Source organism: Flammeovirga sp. OC4 (genome assembly GCF_000812565.1).
Lineage (GTDB): Bacteria > Bacteroidota > Bacteroidia > Cytophagales > Flammeovirgaceae > Flammeovirga.
The window spans coordinates 1-22,793 of sequence record NZ_JTAM01000100.1 but is presented as its reverse complement, the minus strand read 5'-3'; the positions used below and the strand labels follow the sequence as shown (position 1 = coordinate 22,793).

The 22,793-nt window shown below is 34.9% G+C and carries 15 protein-coding genes; 7 read left to right on the top strand and 8 right to left on the bottom strand.

The features are described 5' to 3' along the window. Positions 1–87 precede the first annotated feature (87 nt). From PL77_RS28015 to PL77_RS28000, 4 genes are all read right to left on the bottom strand, one after another. Complete coding sequence (locus PL77_RS28015) at positions 88–1,005, bottom strand: hypothetical protein (RefSeq protein WP_156152583.1); 918 nt, start codon at positions 1,003–1,005, stop codon at positions 88–90. Between the two features lie 62 nt (positions 1,006–1,067). After that, the gene (locus PL77_RS28010) at positions 1,068–1,361 is read right to left on the bottom strand and encodes a hypothetical protein (RefSeq protein WP_044212859.1); all 294 of its coding nucleotides are present in this window, start codon (positions 1,359–1,361) and stop codon (positions 1,068–1,070) included. Positions 1,362–1,848: 487 nt separating this feature from the next. Beyond that, entirely contained in the window at positions 1,849–3,588 is a 1,740-nt protein-coding gene (locus PL77_RS28005; protein ID WP_082026773.1) for a SusD/RagB family nutrient-binding outer membrane lipoprotein, read from the bottom strand. A gap of 74 nt (positions 3,589–3,662) precedes the next feature. Further along, positions 3,663–6,734, bottom strand: coding sequence for a SusC/RagA family TonB-linked outer membrane protein (locus PL77_RS28000; RefSeq protein ID WP_044212855.1), 3,072 nt, complete (start codon positions 6,732–6,734; stop codon positions 3,663–3,665). A gap of 889 nt (positions 6,735–7,623) precedes the next feature. Between PL77_RS28000 and PL77_RS27995 the strand changes: the two genes are divergently transcribed. The 4 genes from PL77_RS27995 (at position 7,624) to PL77_RS27980 (ending at position 15,057) form a co-directional block, all read left to right on the top strand. Further along, the gene (locus PL77_RS27995) at positions 7,624–10,863 is read left to right on the top strand and encodes a S41 family peptidase (RefSeq protein WP_044212853.1); all 3,240 of its coding nucleotides are present in this window, start codon (positions 7,624–7,626) and stop codon (positions 10,861–10,863) included. Positions 10,864–11,454: 591 nt separating this feature from the next. Continuing rightward, the gene (locus tag PL77_RS27990; protein WP_156152582.1) at positions 11,455–13,941 is read left to right on the top strand and encodes a hypothetical protein; all 2,487 of its coding nucleotides are present in this window, start codon (positions 11,455–11,457) and stop codon (positions 13,939–13,941) included. Between the two features lie 66 nt (positions 13,942–14,007). After that, positions 14,008–14,205: a hypothetical protein gene (locus PL77_RS27985; RefSeq protein ID WP_044212847.1), complete on the top strand. Its 198-nt coding sequence runs from the start codon at positions 14,008–14,010 to the stop codon at positions 14,203–14,205. Positions 14,206–14,358: 153 nt separating this feature from the next. Further along, positions 14,359–15,057: a CatA-like O-acetyltransferase gene (locus PL77_RS27980; RefSeq protein ID WP_044212845.1), complete on the top strand. Its 699-nt coding sequence runs from the start codon at positions 14,359–14,361 to the stop codon at positions 15,055–15,057. 302 nt (positions 15,058–15,359) lie between these two features. On the opposite strand, the gene PL77_RS27975 is transcribed toward PL77_RS27980, so the two are convergent. From PL77_RS27975 to PL77_RS27960, 4 genes are all read right to left on the bottom strand, one after another. After that, the gene (locus tag PL77_RS27975; RefSeq protein ID WP_044212843.1) at positions 15,360–15,902 is read right to left on the bottom strand and encodes a sigma-70 family RNA polymerase sigma factor; all 543 of its coding nucleotides are present in this window, start codon (positions 15,900–15,902) and stop codon (positions 15,360–15,362) included. 97 nt (positions 15,903–15,999) lie between these two features. Then, positions 16,000–16,350 (bottom strand): hypothetical protein, encoded by a 351-nt coding sequence (locus tag PL77_RS27970; protein WP_044212864.1) that lies wholly within the window; start codon positions 16,348–16,350, stop codon positions 16,000–16,002. Between the two features lie 77 nt (positions 16,351–16,427). After that, positions 16,428–17,315 (bottom strand): bile acid:sodium symporter family protein, encoded by an 888-nt coding sequence (locus tag PL77_RS27965; protein WP_044212842.1) that lies wholly within the window; start codon positions 17,313–17,315, stop codon positions 16,428–16,430. 92 nt (positions 17,316–17,407) lie between these two features. Then, entirely contained in the window at positions 17,408–18,730 is a 1,323-nt protein-coding gene (locus tag PL77_RS27960; RefSeq protein ID WP_044212840.1) for a DEAD/DEAH box helicase, read from the bottom strand. A gap of 618 nt (positions 18,731–19,348) precedes the next feature. On the opposite strand from PL77_RS27960, the gene PL77_RS27955 reads away from it, so the two are divergent. From PL77_RS27955 to PL77_RS27945, 3 genes are all read left to right on the top strand, one after another. Then, complete coding sequence (locus PL77_RS27955; RefSeq protein ID WP_044212838.1) at positions 19,349–19,882, top strand: DUF3944 domain-containing protein; 534 nt, start codon at positions 19,349–19,351, stop codon at positions 19,880–19,882. A 194-nt stretch (positions 19,883–20,076) separates the two neighbouring features. Further along, on the top strand, positions 20,077–20,535 hold the full coding sequence (locus tag PL77_RS27950) for a hypothetical protein (protein ID WP_044212836.1): 459 nt from the start codon (positions 20,077–20,079) through the stop codon (positions 20,533–20,535). 82 nt (positions 20,536–20,617) lie between these two features. After that, positions 20,618–22,567, top strand: coding sequence for an acetoacetate--CoA ligase (locus PL77_RS27945; RefSeq protein WP_044212833.1), 1,950 nt, complete (start codon positions 20,618–20,620; stop codon positions 22,565–22,567). Positions 22,568–22,793: the final 226 nt, after the last annotated feature.

Below are 22,793 nucleotides of genomic sequence, written 5' to 3'. Positions count from 1 at the left end.
TTACTGTTTAATGTATTACAAAACAAGTGTGATTTTTGTAGAAAGAAAAAGAGATGGGTTACGTTTTTGGAGCGTGAATCTTTCATATTAATTCATTTGGTTTAATTTCCTTAGGCGCTGAGGATAAAAGACAAATTGGATAAAGTTAAACTCAATAAACTGAAGACTTAATGATTTCTGTTGACGCTCTAATTCTAATAGCGGAAAATACCTTAAGTTAGTTCGTAGCACCCACCAATCTCCTTTTTCACTTGGGCGTATATCCCAACCGAAAACAAGGTTTGGAGTGAAAGTCGATAAATGTTGTGAAGGCTGTTCTTCACTATTATTGTTTTCATGCAGTGCAATATCTTCATAACTTACACCTAAGCCGATATAAGGTGCAAAGCCATGATAGTCAGCTATAAATTTATAAGCTTCAAAATTGATACTCTTCCTTTTAATATTTAAGTCTAGTTCATACGCACTACGCTTTTGTGACATCTGCCTAAAGGCTACCGCTGTCACCAAATCCCATTTTGTGAAATGATAACCTATAGCAATGTCCGCAAAAATGGATGGAAAAGCCTTGTCATCTAAAAAGGGATATAGATCCGTTACATAACTTGAGGATGCAGTTGGGAAAGCGGAGGAAGGTCCAAGCGCAAGAAATATTCCCCATTTATTAGAAGAACTTAGCGTTTTATTTAATTTTCGGTTAGACTCATTACTTGCACTCTTGGTCGTTTCTATACTATAATTCAACCCTACTTGAAATGTTTGACTAGGAAAGTGATCTACACTTTTTACTGATCTTGATAGATAAGTTTCAAAAGAGGTATTCATCACTCTACTGTATTCCAAGGTGAGGTAAAACTTTGGAAGTTGAACTCCTATACCTATATCAAAAACTGATTTCACTTGGGTATATGCAAATTGTTGTTCAGAAAGATCTTCCTGTTTATATCTAAATGGTGAAAATTTATAGCCCAAATAGGGACGAATACTCCTTTCTTTTGAAGCCAATGGATAAATTCTTAATCCCGTAAAAGTGCCAAATCGATAGGCATTTTTTATCTTATCTTGTCCTAATTGATCGAAGCAGTATTGATGGAAATATAGAAATCAGCATACCCCCAAAAGTGTGTAGCGCCGATATTTATGGCAGGAGATAAAAATCCACTTTTTGAAAACGTTTGAATGGAGCCATTCCCTTCAGTGGCTAAGTAATTACCATTTGATAAATTGGGGACAATATAGTTACTGATTCCAAAATAGGACTTTGCAAACTTATGTCGCTTTTCCCAATTCTGAGCGTTGACTTTAAAGGAAAAAAGAAGTAAAAAGAGAAATATACAATAGTTAAATGTTTTCAGTAGCATATGAACGTAAGTTATTACATTGTAAACTAAATTACCATAAACTTTCAATCAATTATTCCACAGACTTTTATATCCTTCTTTCAAGCTTCCTTCTTCTTCATTTTTCCATTGATGAAAAACGAAGCAAAAAATCTAGGCTTAGAAGGCAAAAGGTAAGTGCCCTTCAGATCATCAGAAATCTCTTGGTTTTTAAACACTATTAATAACGTAAACTTAGTTTACAAGTAGTTATTCATTTTTAATGGTATAAATTATAAACTAAGAACACTACAATTTGAATGAAGTTTTCGTGAATTACAATAATTTCTTTATGAAATTATTTTGATGCTTGAGTATCTCAAAACGATGAAGTTTTGATAGAGCTATCCAGTCTCAATAGGCGAGAGAAAAAATCAAAAAGAAAAAGAACCACCCGATTGGATGGTTCTTTAAATCTAACTTTAAGTTCCAATTCATAGTTCTATGAATTAAAATCTAATCTATACTACTAATTATTTAATATTCTATAGTTGTCAAATGCTTTTGTATTCCACCAAAGTGTTTTACCGTACATGGTGTTTGTGATACCTTCTGCTGCAGGAGCCCAATTAGCACCGTTTGTAGTTTGTTCTGAAATTGCATAAGGAAAACGGTACGGTAAACCTAAACCTTTATACTGTGTACCACCTCTTACAAAAGTAAGTTGAGGGTAATTGGTACGACGAACTTCTGTAAATGCTTCAGGGCCATTCGTGAAAATCGAAATGAACTTTTGTTCTGCAATCAACTGTGCTGCTTTACCAGCATTCCAAGCAACGGCTTCGGTTTCCAACGTTCTTTTATAGTGATCTTCAAGATTGGCTAACGCAATTTCAATGTCAGTTCCGTCCTCTTCAGTGACTACTCGTTCTGATAAAGTAGTTGCACCATTTTGATCTACAAAAGACGCTGTTCTGATACCATATTGATCAGCCAATTTATACTGACTTTCAAAAGAAGCATGAATTCCTTTTTCGTAAGCTGTTTTTGCATCACCGGCACTCCCTACATTTAATAATGCAGCTGCTTCAGCTCTAATAAATTCCAACTCCGAATATGACATAATATGCGATACACTGTTGGCTGTACCTCTATACAAGACACCGATTCTTGAGATGTCAGCAATTTTAAATTCTTCTCCTTTTGGCTTACCATTTTCGATACCATAATATTGAATATCTGCCGTATTCCCAGTTGAGTCAAACAACGCAATTGATGATGGTGTTGGTGTCGCAAAAATATACATACGAGCATCTTTTCTTTCTTTCATCATATCAATCATAGTATATGAAATGGCATGATCATCACGAGCATCACGCACATAGTTTTCAAAGAAGGGATGTTCATAAGGCTGAGTACCTGCATACGTCAACATCGCATCATCCTCAATCGATGTAAAAACAGGGTATTTTCCTGGGTTACCAAAAATTAACTCCAAACCACTTGCTGCAGTCGATGGATCCACTTTTGAAATATGAATGTATAATCGAGCGGCTAAAGAGTTGGCAAATTTTTGCCACTTTTGAGTATCACCTCCATAAATCATATCCGATTGTGGCTCAATTTTACCGCCATTGGATAATAATTCATTTGCTTCTGCTAGGCGATTAAATAAATCGTTGTAGATATCTTTCTGTGCATCGTACTTTGGTTGAGTAATCGTTGATTCATAACCTAAAGCAACTGTTTTTAATGCTTCAGAATAAGGAATATCTCCCCATACGTCAGTCATTACTGAGAAAAGGTAAGTACGAACCACTAACATTGCACCTTCCATTGCTTCAGCATCTGCAATGGCTTTTACATCGGGGTTTGCCTCTGCTTGTAAAGCCTCTTTTAATTCACGAATTTTCATGATAGCCAATTCTAAATCATACAAAGAAGCTGTACCGTTTGATGAAGAACCTGCATACATGTATTTCCAAAATAAATCGATCACATTGGATCTGTATTCATAATAATCCTCGTCGATATATTGGATCTTACCAAAGTGTTGTGCCCAAAGACCACTTGCTGTCATATTGAAATCTTCGGCTTGCACACCATAAACACCACCTATTCTTGAAAATGTGGCATTGGCAAATAAGTTCCCTGGATTTACATCTGTAGGGTAATTAGGGTTCATTTGCATCTCCTCAAAGTTTTTGAAACATGATGTCATGCCCAAAGTCATTAGGATGGATGCTATATATATAATTGATTTTTTCATTTTTATTCAAATTGTGGTTGAGGGAAAAATCCCCCAACTTTATTTAGATAATGCTACTCGTCAGAAATGGTATATTAGAATTTCATCTTGATATCAAAACCAAAGCTTTGTGGTGATGGTAACTGTCCAAATTCAAACCCTTGACCCGATAAGCTAGAACCGAAACCTGCTTGAGGGTCAATATTTGGAGCATTTTTATGAATCATCCAAAGGTTATTTCCTACAAATGCAACGCTCATTCCTTTGATACCATATTTCTTCGTGAATGTAGAAGGGATATTGTAAGCAATTGATAACTCCGCAAGTTTTACATAAGTTGCATCGTATAAATACTCCTCATGGATTCCGTAAAGTGATTGATAATAATCTTGTGTAGATACTACTGTCGTGTTTGGATTTCCATCCACACCAACACCTTCTGTCACTCTACCTGCTTCACGGTTCATGGCTGTTACATCTAACACACCAGCGTATTCACCAAACATATTTGTCACTGAGAAGATATCTCCACCCACTGAAATATCAATTAAAGCTGATAAAGTGAAGTTTTTGTAAGAAACAGAGTTACGGATACCACCTCTCCAATCAGGGTTGATAGAACCTAATTTTACTTTTTCTTCTGTCTTCATTGGGAAGCCATTTTCATCGACCATCACATTGCCCGCATCATCTCTTTGATAAGCATAACCGTAGAAAGTACCTAATTCTTCACCCGGTCTAGCTTCTGTTGAAAGTCCCCAGAAATCACCTAAGATGAATGAATCGACACCATCAGCTAACTCAACAACAGTGTTTTTGTTTTTTGAGAAGTTGAAAGACACATCCCAAGTCACTTCATCTGTTTGAACTGGCGTAGCAAATACCATCAATTCAAAACCCTTGTTATCAATTTGCCCTGCATTGATATAAGTATATCTATACCCTGAAGCAGCAGATACGTCAGCTGGAACAATCTGATCATACGTTGACTTTTCATAATAAGCCGCTTCAAATCCTAAACGATTATTAAAGAAGCCCATATCTAAACCAACTTCCCAAGATTGTGTTCTTTCAGATCTTAGATCTGGATTGGCTTGTGTTGTTTCATATTTAAACATTGGATAACCATTATAAGGTAATCCACTTGTATACACGTTCATGGTATTGTAAGGGTCAGTATCGTTACCTACTTCTGCCCATCCACCTCTAATTTTACCTTGTGTAATCCAAGAAGGAAGGTCAATATGCTCAGAGAATACATAAGAAAGGTTGACCGATGGATACATAAACGAGTTGTTTTGGATCGGTAAAGTAGACGACCAATCATTACGTAATGTCACATCTGCGAATAAGTAATCTCTGAACCCTACTGAAGCGGTACCATATAAAGAGTTGATAATTCTCTCTTCAAAATAAGTTTGTGATTCTACCTGTCCTGTTGCATTGGCTGGAGTATAGACACCTGGTGATGCTAGACCAAATGCTTCCATTGAATTCGATTTATACACCCTATACATGTTGTTACCACCGAAGTTAGCATTCACGTTCCAGTCTCTACCAAAATCTTTTGAGAAGGAGAATAAGAAATCGAAGTTTGTCTCATTCACAAAGTAGTTCGATTCATAAAAACCGCCATCAGGGTCATTGATTGAGTACATTGCTGACTTAGACATACGGTTTTCTGTATACAAGTCTGTACCCCCTTTAACTTTGAAATTTAAGTAATCAGTAATATTCCACTTTAATGAAGCATAACCATTCACACGGTCTCTAAGTTGAGAGTTGGTGTTCTCGTTCAAGATCCAATACGGATTATCATGGTAGTTGTAGTTCCAGTTGTAAGGCGTACCATCAGCTTTTTTATAGTCCTTCAATAGGTTTGTATCTACTTGTCGACCAAACCATACAAATTGCTGCATTACGTTGTTTTCTCCATAACCTTGTTGAGGTAAGTTGTCTGACGCTCTTCTTGAATACGTTACTTTTGTATCCAACTGCAACTTATCCGTGATTTTGTGTCCAAAATTCAATGAAGCTGAGTAATTTTCAAGACCTGTATTTGGCACCATACCGTCTTGGTCTGAATACATCAATGAGAAACGAACATTTGATTTATCAGTAGCATTTTGAATTGACAAGTTGGTAGTGGAAACATGTCCAGTTTCGAAAAAGTCTTTCACGTTGTCTGGATTAGAAACCCATGGAACTGGTTCTCCATTAGAGTAAAACTGAGGAATCATTAAACCTGCATCTAAACGCGGTCCCCAAGATTCGTCTACCCCATCATAAGTACCACCGTTTTTACCATCAGAAAATGAGAATTGACCATTTAAACCCTGACCGTACTCGTTTTGGTAATTCGGTAAAACTAAAGGCTTTTGGAAAGTGGTTGTATTGGACAATGAAACGCCCAATCCTTGAGATCCTTTACCTGATTTTGTAGTGATTACAATAGCACCATTTTGTGCTCTAGAACCATACAAAGCGGCTGCGTTAGGGCCTTTTAATACCGACATTGATTCAATGTCATCAGGGTTAATATCGTTGATTGGAGAACCAAAATCGGTACCTCCGCTTGATGTATTACCAGAGTTGTATGTGTTGTCCATTGGCACACCATCAATTACGAATAACGGTTGATTACTACCTGTCAAAGAAGAGTTACCACGGATAGTAATACGAGAAGATGCACCAGGTGCTCCTGAAGATGTGTTGACCTGTACACCTGCAACTTTACCGTTTAGGTTATTCAAAACGCCGGTATCTGCACCTTTTAAGTCATCACCTTTTACCTCTGATACAGAGTAACCTAATGACTTTTTGTCTTTTTCAATCCCTAATGCAGTAACAACTACTTCTTCTAGTTGTTCCACATCCTCTTCCATTGTAAAGTCAATTACGGACTTCGAACCAATAGTAACATTCTGTGTTTTGTAACCAATAAGGCGAACCACTAAAACTGCTTCATTTGATGTAGCAGAAACAGTATAATTACCATCAAAGTCTGATACTGAACCGTTTGTTGTCCCTTCGACCATCACTGTGGCACCAGGAAGGGTTTCCCCGTTGGCATCACGAATGACACCTTTAATTGTTCTTTCCTGAGAAAAGGCTGTGACAACCACCCCCAAGAAAAGAAAGAGAAAATAAAGTACTCTTTTTTTCATGTTAAGTTAATAATTGATTGATTGGATATATATATTGAACACAAGTATCAGGTTACCCAATGTACTGATCATGGGCAGTTTAGTCCACTTATTTTTTTGACATACGAATTAAGGGTTCATTCCAATACAGAATGAATGTATATTTTGTTATATCATAAAAGACATAGGTAGGCTTCCAAAGAAAAGGCCCAACTATCCTATATAGTGGAAAATGAAAAGTGAATTAATTACTCAATTCGACAAATCTACTGAATACAAATGTTCTTCTTGTTAAAAACATTCAAAATTGCTCTTACTACAAAGACCCTTTAATTCATCTTAGATGAATACAATGTTATTTTCTTTAGATTACTTCACTTGATAAAGTGAATCGAAAGTTTAGCATGTTATAAGATGATGTATCTCATATTAATATTGAACTAGGTTTAAATAATAAAATTAGGTTGTGCTTTATGTTATTTGCTAATACAATTCTAAGAAAGGTTTTTTGTATTTGAAAGCATTTTAACTTTTATAAAAACAAGGTATACACCATTCTATATTGTTGATTTTCTGCATTGTAACACCTGTACTTTTAATTACTTATAACATAGTTTACATCTCTTCGGTAATGCTATATAATTGATTATCTTGAGGTTATCTATTTTATTTTAGATTTACAGCATGAAGAATTTAATGAGCGAAAAATAATCTTAAAAAAAAGTTGATTTATCTTATTTTAAGAGATGTTGAAAATACAATAATTGACCTTTTTGCAACTATATTGCATAAATTTTGATCCATTGATACATAAAACCACTCAATTTATTATTTCCTTTCTATTTTTTTATTAAGTTCACGTCAGTGTCAATCAAACAAACTATAAATAAATTTTTAATCAATTCAATTTATGAAAAGACTATTCAGTTTTGCCCTAATCTGTCTTTTAGGGCTATCTACTTTTGCGCAATCTCCATTATGGATGCGCTATCCATCAATCTCTCCTGACGGTTCAAAAATCGCGTTCTCTTATCAAGGTGACTTGTATGTAGTACCTACTAATGGAGGTAAAGCACAAGCGATCACTCATCATATTGCACATGATTTTTCTCCAGTATGGAGTCCTGATAGCAAACGAATTGCCTTTGCATCGGACCGATTTGGTAATTTTGACGTATTTGTCATGAATGCAGAAGGCGGTGCTCCTCAACGATTAACCTATCATTCAAACAAAGAAATTCCATCGTCTTTCACTCCTGACGGTAAAGCTGTTTTATACACGGCTACAATTTTAGACGATCAAAAAAGTGCTCAGTTTCCTTATGCGAGGTTACCAGAGTTGTACAGCATTGCAGTAAAAGGCGGTAGACCTGAACAAATTCTAAGTACTTCGGCGGTTAACGCAACTTACAGCAAGGATCAAAAAACAATTCTTTATCAAGATGTAAAAGGGTATGAAGATAATTGGAGAAAACACCACACTTCATCAGTAACAAGAGATATTTGGGTTTACGATATAGCATCAAACAAACACCAACAAATCTCTACTTTTAAAGGTGAAGATCAATACCCTCAGTTTTATAAAGACGATCAAACCATTGTTTACCTTAGTGAAGAGGAAGGTTCATTTAACGTTTGGACTACAAAACTAGACGGTAGTAACAAAGAAAGATTGACCTCTTTTGACAAACACCCTATTCGTTTCTTAACGGTTACTGAAGATGGAAAAATGTGTTTTGGTTATGATGGTGAGATCTATACTTTCGTAAAGGATGAAAAACCACAAAAAGTAAAGATTGAAATTCTGAATGATTCAAAAGTCAATAATGTCACTTTCGAAAGAAAATCAAGTGGTGGTAATCAAATTGCCGTTTCTCCTAATGGAAAAGAAATGGCATTTATCTTAAGAGGAGATGTTTTTGTCACTTCAGTAGATTACAACACTACAGTTCAAATCACAAAAACACCTGAACAAGAACGTTCGGTAAGCTTCTCTCCTGACGGCAGAAAATTAGTATATGCTGGTGAGAGAAATGACTCATGGAATATCTATACTTCTGAAATTGAAAATGAAGAAGACCTGTATTTTGTTTCTGCTTCATCATTTGTAGAAAAAGTGGTGACTGACAAAGCAGAAGAAGAATTTCAACCCATGTGGTCTCCAAAAGGGGATGAAATCGCTTTCTTGGAAGAGAGAACTACTTTAAAAGTGATTAACCTTGATACAAAAAAGGAAAGAGTGATTCTTCCAGGTACGTATAATTATTCTTATTCTGATGGAGATCAAGCTTATGATTGGTCACCTGATGGTAAATGGTTTGTCGTTCAATATTCTCCTCACCAATGGACAAGTTCAGACATTGCCTTAGTGGATGCGAAAGGTGATCAAAATATCATCAACCTTACGGAAAGTGGCTACAACAGTGGTCAACCAAAGTTTGCGATGGATGGTAAAGCCATCATTTTTTCGAATGACCGTTACGGTTTTAGAAGTCATGGTAGCTGGGGTGCTGAAGATGATGTTTTCGCTCTTTTCTTAACAAAAGAGGCTTATGATGAATTCCAACTTTCGAAAGAAGAGTTTGAACTTCTAGAGGAAGCTCGTAAAGAAGCAAAAAAGAAAGAGAAGGAAGACAAAGAAGACGATTCTAAAAAGAAGAAAAAGAAAGAGGATGATAAAAAGGAAGACGACAAAGAAGAGGCTTTAGTCATCGATTTTGATGGTTTAAAAGACCGTATTTTACGATTGACAATCAATTCATCTTTCACTTCTGATATGTTGTTGACTAAAGATGGCAGCAAACTTTTCTACATGTCGCGTTTTGAAGGTGGATATGATCTATGGTCAAAAGATATCCGTAAAAATGAGACAAAATTAGTATTGAAATTATCAGGTTACGGAGGCAACTTACAGTTCGATAAAGACCACAAAAATATCTTCTTTGTCACGAATGGCAAATTTGCCAAAATGGACGTAAAGTCAAATAAAAGAAAGAGTATTTCATATGCAGCATCTTATTATTTAGATCATGCTGCTGAAAGAGAATACATGTTTGATCATGTTTGGAGACAAGTCAAAAAGAAGTTTTACGATTCTAATATCCATGGTTTAGATTGGGCGTACTACAAAACTTCTTACGCGAAGTTCTTACCTTATATCTCTAACAATTACGACTACTCCGAAATGTTGAGTGAAATGTTAGGTGAACTCAATGGTTCTCATACCGGATGTCGTTATTATGCTTCTAGCCGTAATGGAGATCAAACTGCCACTTTAGGTGCATTCTATAATCCTGAATACCAAAATGATGGATTAGAGATTCTTGAAGTGATCGAAGGTAGCCCGTTGACAAAAATTGATGAAGAAGTTAAGGCAGGGATGATTATCACTGAAATTGATGGTCAAAAGATCGTTGCAGGTCAAGATTATTTCCAATTATTGAATCACAAAAGAGGTACTTCTACTTACCTTACAATTTTAGATCCGACTAAAAATAAAGTGATCAAAACGGAAGTAAAACCTATCTCACAAGGTGCTTTAAGCAATTTACTTTACAAAAGATGGGTAAAACAGAGAGAGAAAGAAACAGAAGAAGCTTCAAATGGTAAAATTGGCTATGTTCACGTTAGAGGGATGAATAGTTCTTCTTTCAGAACTGTTTACTCAGAAGCATTGGGTAAAAATTACAATAAAGAAGCCTTAATTGTTGACACTCGCTTCAATGGAGGTGGATGGTTACATGATGATCTAGTTACTTTCTTAAGTGGAAAAGTCTATGCTCAATTTGCTCCAAATAATCAGAAGTTTGGCACTGAACCTATCAATAAATGGACTAAACCATCTGCTGTTTTAGCTTCAGAGGGTAACTATTCTGATGCACACGCTTTCCCTTATGCGTACAAAACTTTAGGAATTGGTAAAATAATCGGTATGCCTGTTCCTGGTACGATGACTGCTGTTTGGTGGGAAAGATTACAAGATCCATCATTAGTATTTGGTATTCCACAAGTGGGTGTGAAAGATATGAATGGAAACTTCCTTGAAAATCAACAAATTGAGCCTGATGTAAAAATCGCTCAAGATAAAGACGTTGTAGTAGAAGGAGTTGATCAACAACTTCGAAAAGCTGTTGAAGAGTTAATGAAATAGAGCGAAGAAATTCGTTAATCATTCAATATAATTTGATTGAAAGGCTGTCTTGAATATTAGGTTTCAAGGCAGCCTTTTTTATTTCAAACAATAGCACTATTGTAAACTAAATTACTGTAAGCTTTCAATCAATTATTCTGCAGGCTTTTATGTCCTACTTTCAAGCTTCCTTCTTCTTCATTTTTCCATTGATGAAAAACGAAGCAAAAAATCTAGGCTTAGAAGTCAAAAGCTAAATTCCATTTCTATCGCCAAAATGATTTTAAACTCGCTGCGCTCAAACAGCAAAATCATTCTTAACGGCTCAATACATGAAATTCTTAACGCTTTTCCCTTCAATGCCGGGGGGAATACTACCAAACTAAAATGGTAGAAAGCTCACTGGCGCGAATGTTAAGGGTTAGCGTCATTCGTGTCCTTCAGATCAACAGAAATCTCACGATTTCTGTTATTACTTTACTTCATTTTTGATGACTAATCCACAATAAATTTGAAAAGATCAATCATTCATCTATTTTTGGTTAGATTAAGTGAAATCTAAATAGTAATAAATAATTACTCTCAAATAACAAACTAAACATGACTACTAAAATGAAATTATTACGACTGACACTTTTTATCCTAATCCCTTGTTTTTTTCTCATTAGTTGGGAAGAAATCTCAAGCATTGACCAATTGATAAAAGTGATCAACACCAACAACCGATTGAAAACCAATGATGCCATTTATGTTCACACTGATAAGCCCTATTATATGGCTGGTGAGAATTTATGGTTCAAAGTATACCTCAGAAAAGCCTCCTCCCTTTCAAGTGATCAATGGAGTAAAGCTGTTCAAGTAGAATTGATCTCTCCTACTGGAGAAATTATTGACGAAAGAAAAATTTACGGTAATGGTGAATACAGTAATGGAGACTTTAAATTAAGAACTGATTTAGAGGAAGGTAGATACCGTCTTCGTGCTTATACGAACTGGATGAGGAATTTTGGTGATAGTACATTTTTCAATCAGGAAATTCAAGTTTATCAAATCAATCCAGACTCTTTAAGAGTAGAAACACCTGTATTTGAAGATGGAACTACCAATGAACAAGTTTTAAATCGAAAGCAACGCTATGATTTACAATTTTTCCCAGAGAGTGGGCAATTCATTCAAGGGCTATCAACCAAAATAGGTGTTAAACTTGTAAATCAGAACGGTTATGGAGAACAATTCAACGCCAAGGTTTACAATCAAGAAGATAAGCTAATCACGGAAGTGCATGGTAATGAATTGGGTATGAGCAACTTTTTTATTCATGCAGAAGAAGGAGATCATTATTATGCCATTCTTGATCGTGATGCAAATGAAAAGTCGCCTACAAGATATGCATTACCAAAATCGACTAAAGAAGGTACTACTTTATTTGTCGTCAAAAGAAATGATTTATATGTAAAAGTCATCTCCAGTGATAAAGCACTAGAAAATGGAGGTTACTTACTCGCCTCTACTGATAATAAAATTATTTATTCGTGGGAATGCCCTGCCGGCAAAAAGCTCATCCCAATCAAGATGCCTTTAGAAGACGTTAATAATGGCATTATAAAACTTACGTTATTAAACAAGGAATTAAAACCTATTGTTGAAAGGGTTGTTTTCCATTATGATCCTCAAGATGTTAATATCCAACTGGATCAACAGAACTACAAAAAACGTGAGAAAGTAGAATTAACTATCGACCTAAAAGACGAAAATGGTGCACCTATTAATGGTGACGCTTCATTGGCCATTGTCGATCAAAAATTGGTAGATGTATCACAGAAAAAAAATAATATCATTGCCCAATTAATCTTGTCGAACGAGTTGAAAGGTAATATTGAAAACCCAACTTGGTACTTCCAAAATTTTGATACTCAAAAAGATTATGCACTTGATGACTTAATGTTGACACAAGGCTATCGAAAAATTGATTGGATTGAAGAAGCTAAAGATAGTTTACAACTTAAATTTATCCCTGAACCTGGCATTTCATTGAGAGGTAGAACGAGTAACTTCTGGAACGAAAAGAAGTATCAGCAAGCAGAGATTACTATGACATCATTGGACAAAAAGTTAATTCATGAATCAGTACTAACAGATAACCAAGGTGGATTTACTTTTACTGGAATGGTATTTTTTGATTCCACTGACTTTATTTTTCAAGCAAAAAAATACAATGAGAAAAGAAAGAAGGTAACGAAAAATAATTCGGTCAAAATATCCATTTTTGAACTTGAACCTCCTGTTTCCTTCCCAATTGAGGAGAAAAAAGCAATTCTTCCAAAAGGAAATTCATTAGCTCAGTTTGAAAAAGAAATTCTCAACATCGAAAAAATTGACAGAGCTTTCAATACCAAAACAATCATTTTGGATGAAGTGGAGATCGTAGATGAGGCTGAACCTGAAGAATTTAGTCATGCCTCAAAACTGCACTCCAATTATAATGCAAGATTTGTCACTGACTCTTTAGGCTATGCCTCTGGTTTAACGGTTTGGGAGTTTTTAAATCAAGAAATGAAAACAGCTCAAGTGCTTCGCCGTTCTGGAATGTTGTCTACAAGTGGAGGCTCTTTTGATGACAATGGAGAAGCTATTGTATCCAATGACTCTGATATTCCAGTAGTACTCGATGGATTTCAAATTGACATCTCTCTTTTACAATCGATGTCCATGAGTGAAGTTGGTTTTATTGATGTCTTGGATATGTCAGAGGGAAGCATCTACACCAGTAATGCAATTAATGGCGTTATTGCTATTTATACAAGACAAGGTGGAGGCGGTTCTTATGTCGTAAAAGGACTTGATAATATCACATCACCGGGCTTCTATACTAGTAGAACATTCTACCAACCAAAATACGATGTTCAAAGCGATGAGCACGCCAAGCCAGATCATAGAATTACGCTCCTATGGGAACCAAACGTTGTTTTTGGTGAAAATGGAAAAGCCAACGTCACTTTCTTTACTGACGATAAATCAACAGAGTATCAAGTAGAAATTGAAGGTATTACTACCTCTGGCAAACCATTTTACAGTACTACCGCCTTCAAAAACAATTAATTTTGTATTAAAAACTCAATATGTTAATACTCTAAAATGTATTGAACTCAAGTATAGAATCACCGTTTGTTAAATTATAAGAAACAACTCTTTATCAATAAAAAAAGAATCTATACTATGAATGATATTTTAGACATTATCAAAGGAGCAACAGTAATTATCGGTACATTAGGTGTTATATTAGTAGGTGTTCATTTTGGTTTAAACCAATCTGCAAATCCATTGCAAGAAGTACCACAAACACATGTATATACAGGTAATTAATCAATATAAATTATAATAAAAGAGAGTCATGTTGATCAATTCAACATGACTCTTTTTTTGTTTAAATATTCAATCCACATTTAGATTTATTCCATGTTTTAAAGTATAAATTACCATAAAATTTAAACATCTTTACGGCCTAAATTGATCAAAATGGAAAAAGAAGAATTACTCCAAAAATACGGTGGAAGAAAGATAAAAATGGACGAGGTTAGTTCTTATGAACAATGGTCGTTGGATTTTTTCCATCAAAAAGAAATAGTAAGAGAGCCTAATCTACAAATGACCCTACAAGTAGACATTACAGAGGGATATCAATACTATCAAGAAAACCTCAAACAATATGAGGGAGCCTCTTTCACTGCTTATTTAATGTGGACTTTGGTGGAAACAATGAAAAAACATCCTTATTTCAGATATCGAAAAATCGAAGATGAATGGTATGTTTTTGATAACCTCCCCGTATTCTCTCCTATTGCGGTAGGTGGCGAAACACGATTTACGGAAATTATAGTGGAAGATCCTGCTCAATCCACTATTGAAACCTATTTCAAAAACTATAAGAAGTGTTTGGATTATGCTTTTAATAGAGATGGAGATTTCGCACCACTACCGGTGATGGTTTGGGCCACTGCACATTTTATTGGCAACTTACCCAATCTTCAATTCACAAGTTTTCAATTACATGCCTCTGCATTGGATTCTGCTAGGCCTTATTTCTATTTTGGCAAGCGTTACCAACAAGGCGATCAGTTGTTGATTCCATTATCGATCACATTTGATCATTCTAGTTTAGATCCATTTGTCCTTTCAGCATTTATGGCTGATTTTGAAGCCCAATTGAAGCAGTAATTCAATATTAAACAACAAGCCCATAAGATGAATGATAAACATTTCTTATGGGCTTGTTTCTCTATTGCTATTAACTTTTGTAATTAGCAGCAGTCAGCATCAGATGATGTACACTTGCAACCAGACTCTTCAGTTTGACTGCAGTTACAGCAGTTACAATCACAAGTACATTTTGTATTTTCTGCGCATTTGATTTCTTTTTCGTTCATCTTATTATGGGATTAAAAAGTGATTAACTCGTTTTCACCCTTATAGACGAGACTTTTTAAAAAGGACGCAAAAAAAATGAATTAATTTGAAATTTAATTACAGTTACCTGATTTACAGTTAAATGTAATATTCCCAAAACCATCATCTACTTGAGTACAGCAAGTTTCGAAAGACTGTTTTAATTGTTCTCTTCCTCTTTGCACTCTTGATTTCACCGCCGAATAAGAAAGCTGATGTTGATGAGCGTACTCTTTTTGTGAAACTCTATGGTAAGTTACCTTCATCAAGACATCTTGATATTTTTCTGGCAACTGCAAAATAAAGGGTTTTACACAAGCTTCACATGCCTGAAGATTTGAATCTGAACCGTTAAATTCTTGAGGCAAATCTACCTGATCTACATCAAAAGTCTGGTTGTTTTTTCTTTTTCTATAAAAATCAATAATTGAATTTCTTGTAATCTGATAAATCCAACTTTCTAATTGTTGTTCATCTTTCAATAAAGCTTTTTTCTCGTGAATCTTAATAAAGACATCTTGAAGAATATCCTGTACCTCATCCTTTTCATTTACTTTTGAAGTAATGAAACCCTCTAGTTCCTGATGAAAATTATTCCAAATATCTTTTGTATTCATACTCTAGCTTTTTGAATTGTAGACGTTCAAAATTGAAAAAGATGCATCATTCAATGTCCTTTTTTATTAAAATAGGCCATCAAATCACTAATATCCTCTAAACCAAACCATTATTATTAAACACTTGAACTTCTTCAGGTTTTGGATATTGCTGCAATTTTGAAAAATCCTTTTTCCAGAAGTCCATATCTAGTATCTCATTGTTTTCATTTTTTGTCAATGTAATCACAACAGGAATACTATCAATATCTCTGTAAACTACTTGAACGATATCTGCTTTATAAGGCGACTTTTCGGGAGGTGTAAAATTAATGCTTCCCATCACTGCATTTTCATAATCATCTACCATTACAGGTAATTCAAATTCCTCGGGGTTTTCACCTCCCAATTGGATAAGATGTTTTGCCAATGTAAGCTCTTCCGCTCTAACTTCTCTTCTATCTGCCATAATTTTTTTTTGGTAAAAATACATAAAAATAGCCCTATGATACGAATATCATAGGGCTATTCTTTGAGTATTGAGATTTATTTAGATTCCGAAAAATCTAATGACTCTTCCGCTTTATTTTTCTTTGAAAAGATAAATATTATCGCTCCAGAAGTAAAAAACATAATCAATGAGTAAACACCTGCTGCAATTGAAAGGTCTACTCTTCCCATGATTCCAATAGCAATTGTGATGGCCATTGTTCCATTTTGAATACCTGTTTCAATCGCAATTGAAGTCGCTTGTGGTGTTTTTAATTGTGCCAAACGAGCTACAATATAGCCTAACCCCATTGTACAAACATTTAATAGCAATGTTGCTAATCCTGCTTGTGCAAAATAAGCGACTACATTGTTTCGCTCTTTTACAACAATACCTACAATCATCACAATCAGAATCACCGCTGAAGCAATTCTTGTTGGCTTCGCCATTTTATCAGCAAAACTCGGTAAGAATTTACGGATGCTCATTCCCAAAATGATTGGGATAATACTTACAATTAAAATTTTCTTGATTGTATCAGGCACATCCAATAAAATTGTTTGGTCTTGACTCAAGAAAAATGATGATCCGAGGTTGATCACAAAAGGAATTGTAACGATAGTCGCAAAACTACTTACTGCTGTCAGCGTTACTGACAAAGCTGTATCTCCATTGGCTAAGTGCGTGATTAAATTGGAAGTCGGTCCACCTGGACATGCTGCCAAAATAATTAAGCCTAATGCAATGAAAGAAGGCAATGCTAAATAGTAAGCAATTCCAAAAGCGATGATCGGCAAACAAACAATTTGTAATACCAATCCTATCAGTACTGCCCAGGGCTTTTTAAGAATTCTTTTAAAATCATTGGGCACGAGAGATAAACCCATACCAAGCATAATGATCGCTAATGCTATACCCAACAATAAGGTACTCGTTTGATTCATAGTAATAGTAGTTTATTTTCTGAGCTTATTTACTCAGTCATACAGTTAGATTAAATACTGCACTACTCTAGTATAGAATCATGCCAAAACCGTTATTTTGCTATTGCAACCCTTATTTTCAGCCTTTTTACTTTTTCCTTATTTACAATTTCTGCTACCTTTTTTGCCTTCGGTCTACTTACAGCTACAAACGACATAAAATCTTTCACTTCTATCAATCCTATTTCTTCTTTCTGCAACTTCCCTTTCTTTGCTAGGAGTCCTACAATATCAATTTTGTTGATTTTATTCTTCTTTCCTCCACTAATATAGAGTGTTTCCCATTCTGGAAGTTCAGGCATTTGATCAATAGCCGGTAACGCTAAATGAGTTGGAGTATTTTCGATGTATTCTGGAAACTCGTCTTCTGAAGACATCACAAGGTATGTTACACCTTCTTTATCCATCCTTGCAGTTCTTCCATTTCTATGAATAAATGCATCCTCTTTCGGTGGTAATTGATAGTGAATAACATGTTTGATGGAAGGAATATCCAAACCTCTTGCAGCTAAATCAGTCGTTAAAAATACATGAACAGAACCATTTCTGAATTTTGTTAATGCTCTTTCTCGCTGTTCCTGATCCATTCCGCCATGGAAAGATTCTTGAGGAATATTATTTTCTTTTAAATGCTCTCCTATCCTGTCAACCGCAGCTCTATGATTACAGAAAATTAAAGTAGGTTCTGAAGCCACTTTACAAATCAATTTGAAAAGAATCGCCAATTTATCCACTCCATCAGCTTGCACAAATTTTAATTCTAATTTTGGAGGAAGTTGTCCACCCAAATGATTCATAATTGTAGGATTTTGCATTTTAACAAAATCAGGAATTTCATCACTCTCTGTCGCAGAGGTCAGCATTTTATAATGTATAGACCTTAATTCTTCAATGATAAATTCCATATCATTTTGAAAACCAAACTCTAATGCTTTATCAAATTCATCCAATATCAAATACTCAACACAACTGAAGTCAAAAGTCTCTTTGTCAATATGATCTGCTAACCTCCCTGGAGTTCCCACTAATACATGAGGGGGATTCGATAGATTTTTTTCTTCTATTTTGAATGAATGCCCACCATACACACTATTGATAGAAAAAGGTGTTCCCATACTTTTAAATACGCCTTCAATCTGTAATGCCAATTCCCTTGATGGAGCAATAATCACGCATTGTACTTCCTTTAAATCAAAATTTATTTTTTCAATTAGAGGTAATAAAAACGCCAATGTTTTACCTGAACCCGTAGGAGATAATAAAATTAGTTCATTGTGTGTCTTTGATTTTTCAATAGTCTCGTTTTGAATGGTATTGAAGCTTTCAAAACCAAGGTGCTTTTTGATTTGAGCTAAAGATGGGATTTGACTTTTCATAGAAGGATATGTTTTTATTTGCAATATAGGAATGTACCTAGACAAAAGCCTGCAAAGATAGTATATCCTTATCGAAGTTAGTTGGGGTAAAAGAAAATAATAGGAGTTGTTAGTAAATAAGCGCGTTGTAAACTACAATTTTCAACTATTTATAGTTTTTAGAAATCGGGACATTTCTTTTGATCTATAGGGCACTAATGACGCTATCGCTTAACATTAGCGCCAGTGGAATTACGCCTTTTTTAGCTGTGTAGTTCTGGTTCCGGCCTTGAAGGGGAAGATACTACTAAATGAGGATCTGATTACAGATCAAAAGACAAGAGGTTTATAATCAACTACTAAAATGCTTCTATTGGGGCGTTGCATTGCAACATCCTTGCGAACCACGATACGCAACCCTTTTTCTTTCATAAAAGAAATCGTTATAACTGATGAAAACTTACTTCACAACGTAATGATTTTCGTCTTAAGCATTCGCATTCCTTTAGATAAAAGCCCTTAAATGATGTAATTAGACGTTAACCTACTAAAACAAACCCAAACAAAAACATCTACTCAAAGTCTCATTCAGTATAATAAATAGGTCAGAAGTAATTATCAAAAAATATATTGGAAGTAATGTCGAAGGTATTGGACAAAGATTTACAGTTTTTAGAAGAATGTACAAATGAACAGCTGGGTATTTTATTTAATATTTTGTGTTTTGAACAAGATCAATCCATAAGAAAGAGAAGTAGGTTACTTCATTCTATTGAGGCACTTGTCTTTGAAGAAGATTACTTTAAATATTCAAACAGAATTGGACATGAGCTACAAATACTTGCCAATACAACAATAGCAGGCCTATTAAGGGAGGAAAAGGTGCCTTACAAGCAGATACTACTTCACTTGCTTGATCAATTAGAAATCCCTTACAGTTCAGATTCTAATAGCATAAAGCTAGAAAAAAGGCTAATACAAGGTTTGAATGATAAAGCATTAGGTTTAGAGAATACAGGAATGTCTTCACTTCCTTTTGAAATTTTAGTAGAAGAAGGAATGACTGACGAAATAAAAGGTAATCCAAATAATAGATGTATTTTACCTGCTGTAATTTATATCTCGTTGTTAAGAGCAACCCGCGGTAAAAAAATGATGGAAGCCAATTATTAAGTCATAAAAACGATATCTAAACTTCACTTTACCCTTAAAAAATTGAAGCTTAAATATAATTAACCTTTTATCATTAAATATTAACAATTAAAATCCAACCTTTTAATAATAAAACGGCTCATTGTATATAGAAATAAATTTGTGTAAAGATTGTATTGTGTAGAAGAACAATTCAACTAATTAGGTTGATTTATATGAAAAGAATTTTACGAGAAAAATTAATATATATATTCGCTTTTATTTTCGCTTCAAGTGTCATTTATTCATGTGCACTCCCTGAAGAGAAGGTTCAACAAAATTTAATGAATATTCATGAGTTGAATACAAGCGTAAAACCGTATGATGAAACCGCTCAGTTTCTGGAAGTAACGGCTCAGTTGAATTATGTTGATTTGGGTTACCTAAAAGTAGATATTCACCCTGTAGATGTTGGAACCGAAAATGCATGGAGATCATCTTATATTTATGACGACTTTGAAGGTGATGTTTTCCATGGTCAATTTAATATTCCATCAAAAACAGTAGGCGATTATGAAGTTGTTTTCTACTTAGTAGATCACAATAATATAGAATCAAAAATATCCACTGAAATATACATTGATAAGTATCCAATAGAAAAAATTATTCCTGAAGGAAACAGTAACGAGAAGTAAATACTTCTCGTTTTTTTTGTGCAAAAAGAGATTAAATAGCTAAATTCAAAGAAGTAAACACACGCAACTGCACATATAACACATGAACAATAACACTCAGGCTTTATGGAAACCTAGCAGGGAACATATTGCTAAAACAAATCTGTACTCTTTTCAGCAAACCTATTATCCCAATCAGGAATACGATTATTTTAAATTATTTGAAGAAAGCATCAATGATTTAGAAGGCTTTTGGTCAGCTGTTTGGGACTTTTCAAAAATAAAAGGAGATAAAGGAAAGCCTCCTTACTTTGTTTCTAATGATCATATCTCCGAAAGTCAATTTTTTCCTAATGCAACACTGAATTACGCTCAAAACCTTTTAAGGAGAAGAGATGATAAAATAGCGTTGGTTGGAAGACTAGAAAATGGTAGAAAATACAGTATTTCATATAGAGAACTTTACCAAAAAGTGGCTCAACTTTCCTATCAGCTCAAAAAAGATGGTCTGCAAATTGGTGATCGTGTCGCCGGGTATACTCCAAATGCAATCGAAGCGATTATTGGAATGCTTGCTACAACAGCTATTGGAGGAGTTTGGACGTCTTGCAGTCCCGATTTTGGATATCAAGGGGTATTGGACCGGTTTGGACAAGTGGAACCCAAATTTTTAATCTCGGCGAATGCTTACAGTTACAATGGGAAAGTCCACTCTTGCATTGAAAGATTGAAATCACTTTCAGAAAGTATTCCTTCCATCCAAAAAATCATTGTATATCATTACTATGATCATATTCATACCACCGCCGAAATTCCCATTGGGGTAACATGGGAAGAGTACATAAATAATGAACAGACAGAGATTGACTTTGTACAACTCCCTTTTCATCATCCACTATTTATAATGTATTCTTCTGGCACAACTGGGAAACCCAAGTGTATAGTACATAAAGCAGGTGGAGTGTTATTAGAGCATCAAAAAGAACACTTATTACATACTGATCTAAAGGAAAACGATGTTTTTTTCTACTACTCCACTTGTGGATGGATGATGTGGAACTGGTTAGTAAGTGGTTTAGCGTGTGGCTGTACACTAATTGTATTGGATGGAAGTCCTTTCTACCCTAACCCTAATTATTTATTGGATCTTATTGATGAAGAAAAAATTTCCATCTTTGGTGTCAGCGCCAAATATCTATCGGCTTTGCAAAAAGCAGACATTGTTCCTAATGAAACACATAAATTAGAGCTACTTCGAATGATTCTTTCTACGGGATCTCCTCTTTCAATTGAAAGTTTTCAATATGTTTACAACACATTCAAAAAGGATCTCACCCTTTCTTCTATCTCTGGAGGTACTGATTTGATTGGTGCTTTTGCTTCTGGAAACCCTACACTTCCCGTTTATGCTGGTGAATTACAATGTAAAGGTTTAGGCTTTGATTTAGATGTGGTAGATGATAACGGCAAACATCTTGTAGAAGGCAAAGGAGAGTTTGTCTGTAGAAGTCCCTTCCCCTCTATGCCAATTGGCTTTTGGAACGATCCAGGCAATGAAAGATATCATAATGCTTATTATTCAAGGTTTAAAAACATTTGGGCACAAGGTGATTTTGCGGAAATCACAGATCATGACGGCTTGATTATTTATGGTCGATCAGATGCCGTTTTAAACCCAGGAGGCGTTCGTATCGGTACAGCTGAAATTTACAGACAAGCATTAAAAGTAGATGCCATCAAAGAATGTATCGCTGTAGGTCAAGATTGGAATGATGACTGTCGAGTGGTATTATTTGTTGTCCTAAAAGAGAATAAGTCCTTTTCTGAAGCATTAATTAATGAAATAAGGACGGTAATTCGAACCAATGCCACTCCTCGTCACGTCCCTTCTAAAATTATAGAAGTCCATGATATCCCTAAAACAAGAAGTGGTAAAATGGTGGAAATTGCGGTAAGAAATGTCATCCATGGCAGAGCGGTCAAAAATACAGATGCTTTACAGAATCCTAAAGCTCTTGAGCAGTACAAAAACTTAGAAGAATTAAAAAAATAAAATCAAGGGCATTACAGAATTATAAACTATCGATTCTGATTTTTTATAGTTTTGTGAATGCCTTTTTTGATATAAAGATGTATGTTCTAAATGAAAAAAGTAGTAGTATTTTGGATGAACCTATCACAATGTAAACTAAATTTTCGAATATTTAGAAATCGGGAGATTTCTGCTAACTTGACTTCTTTTTTAGTTTGGTAGTTCTAACCTCGGCCTTGAAGGGAAA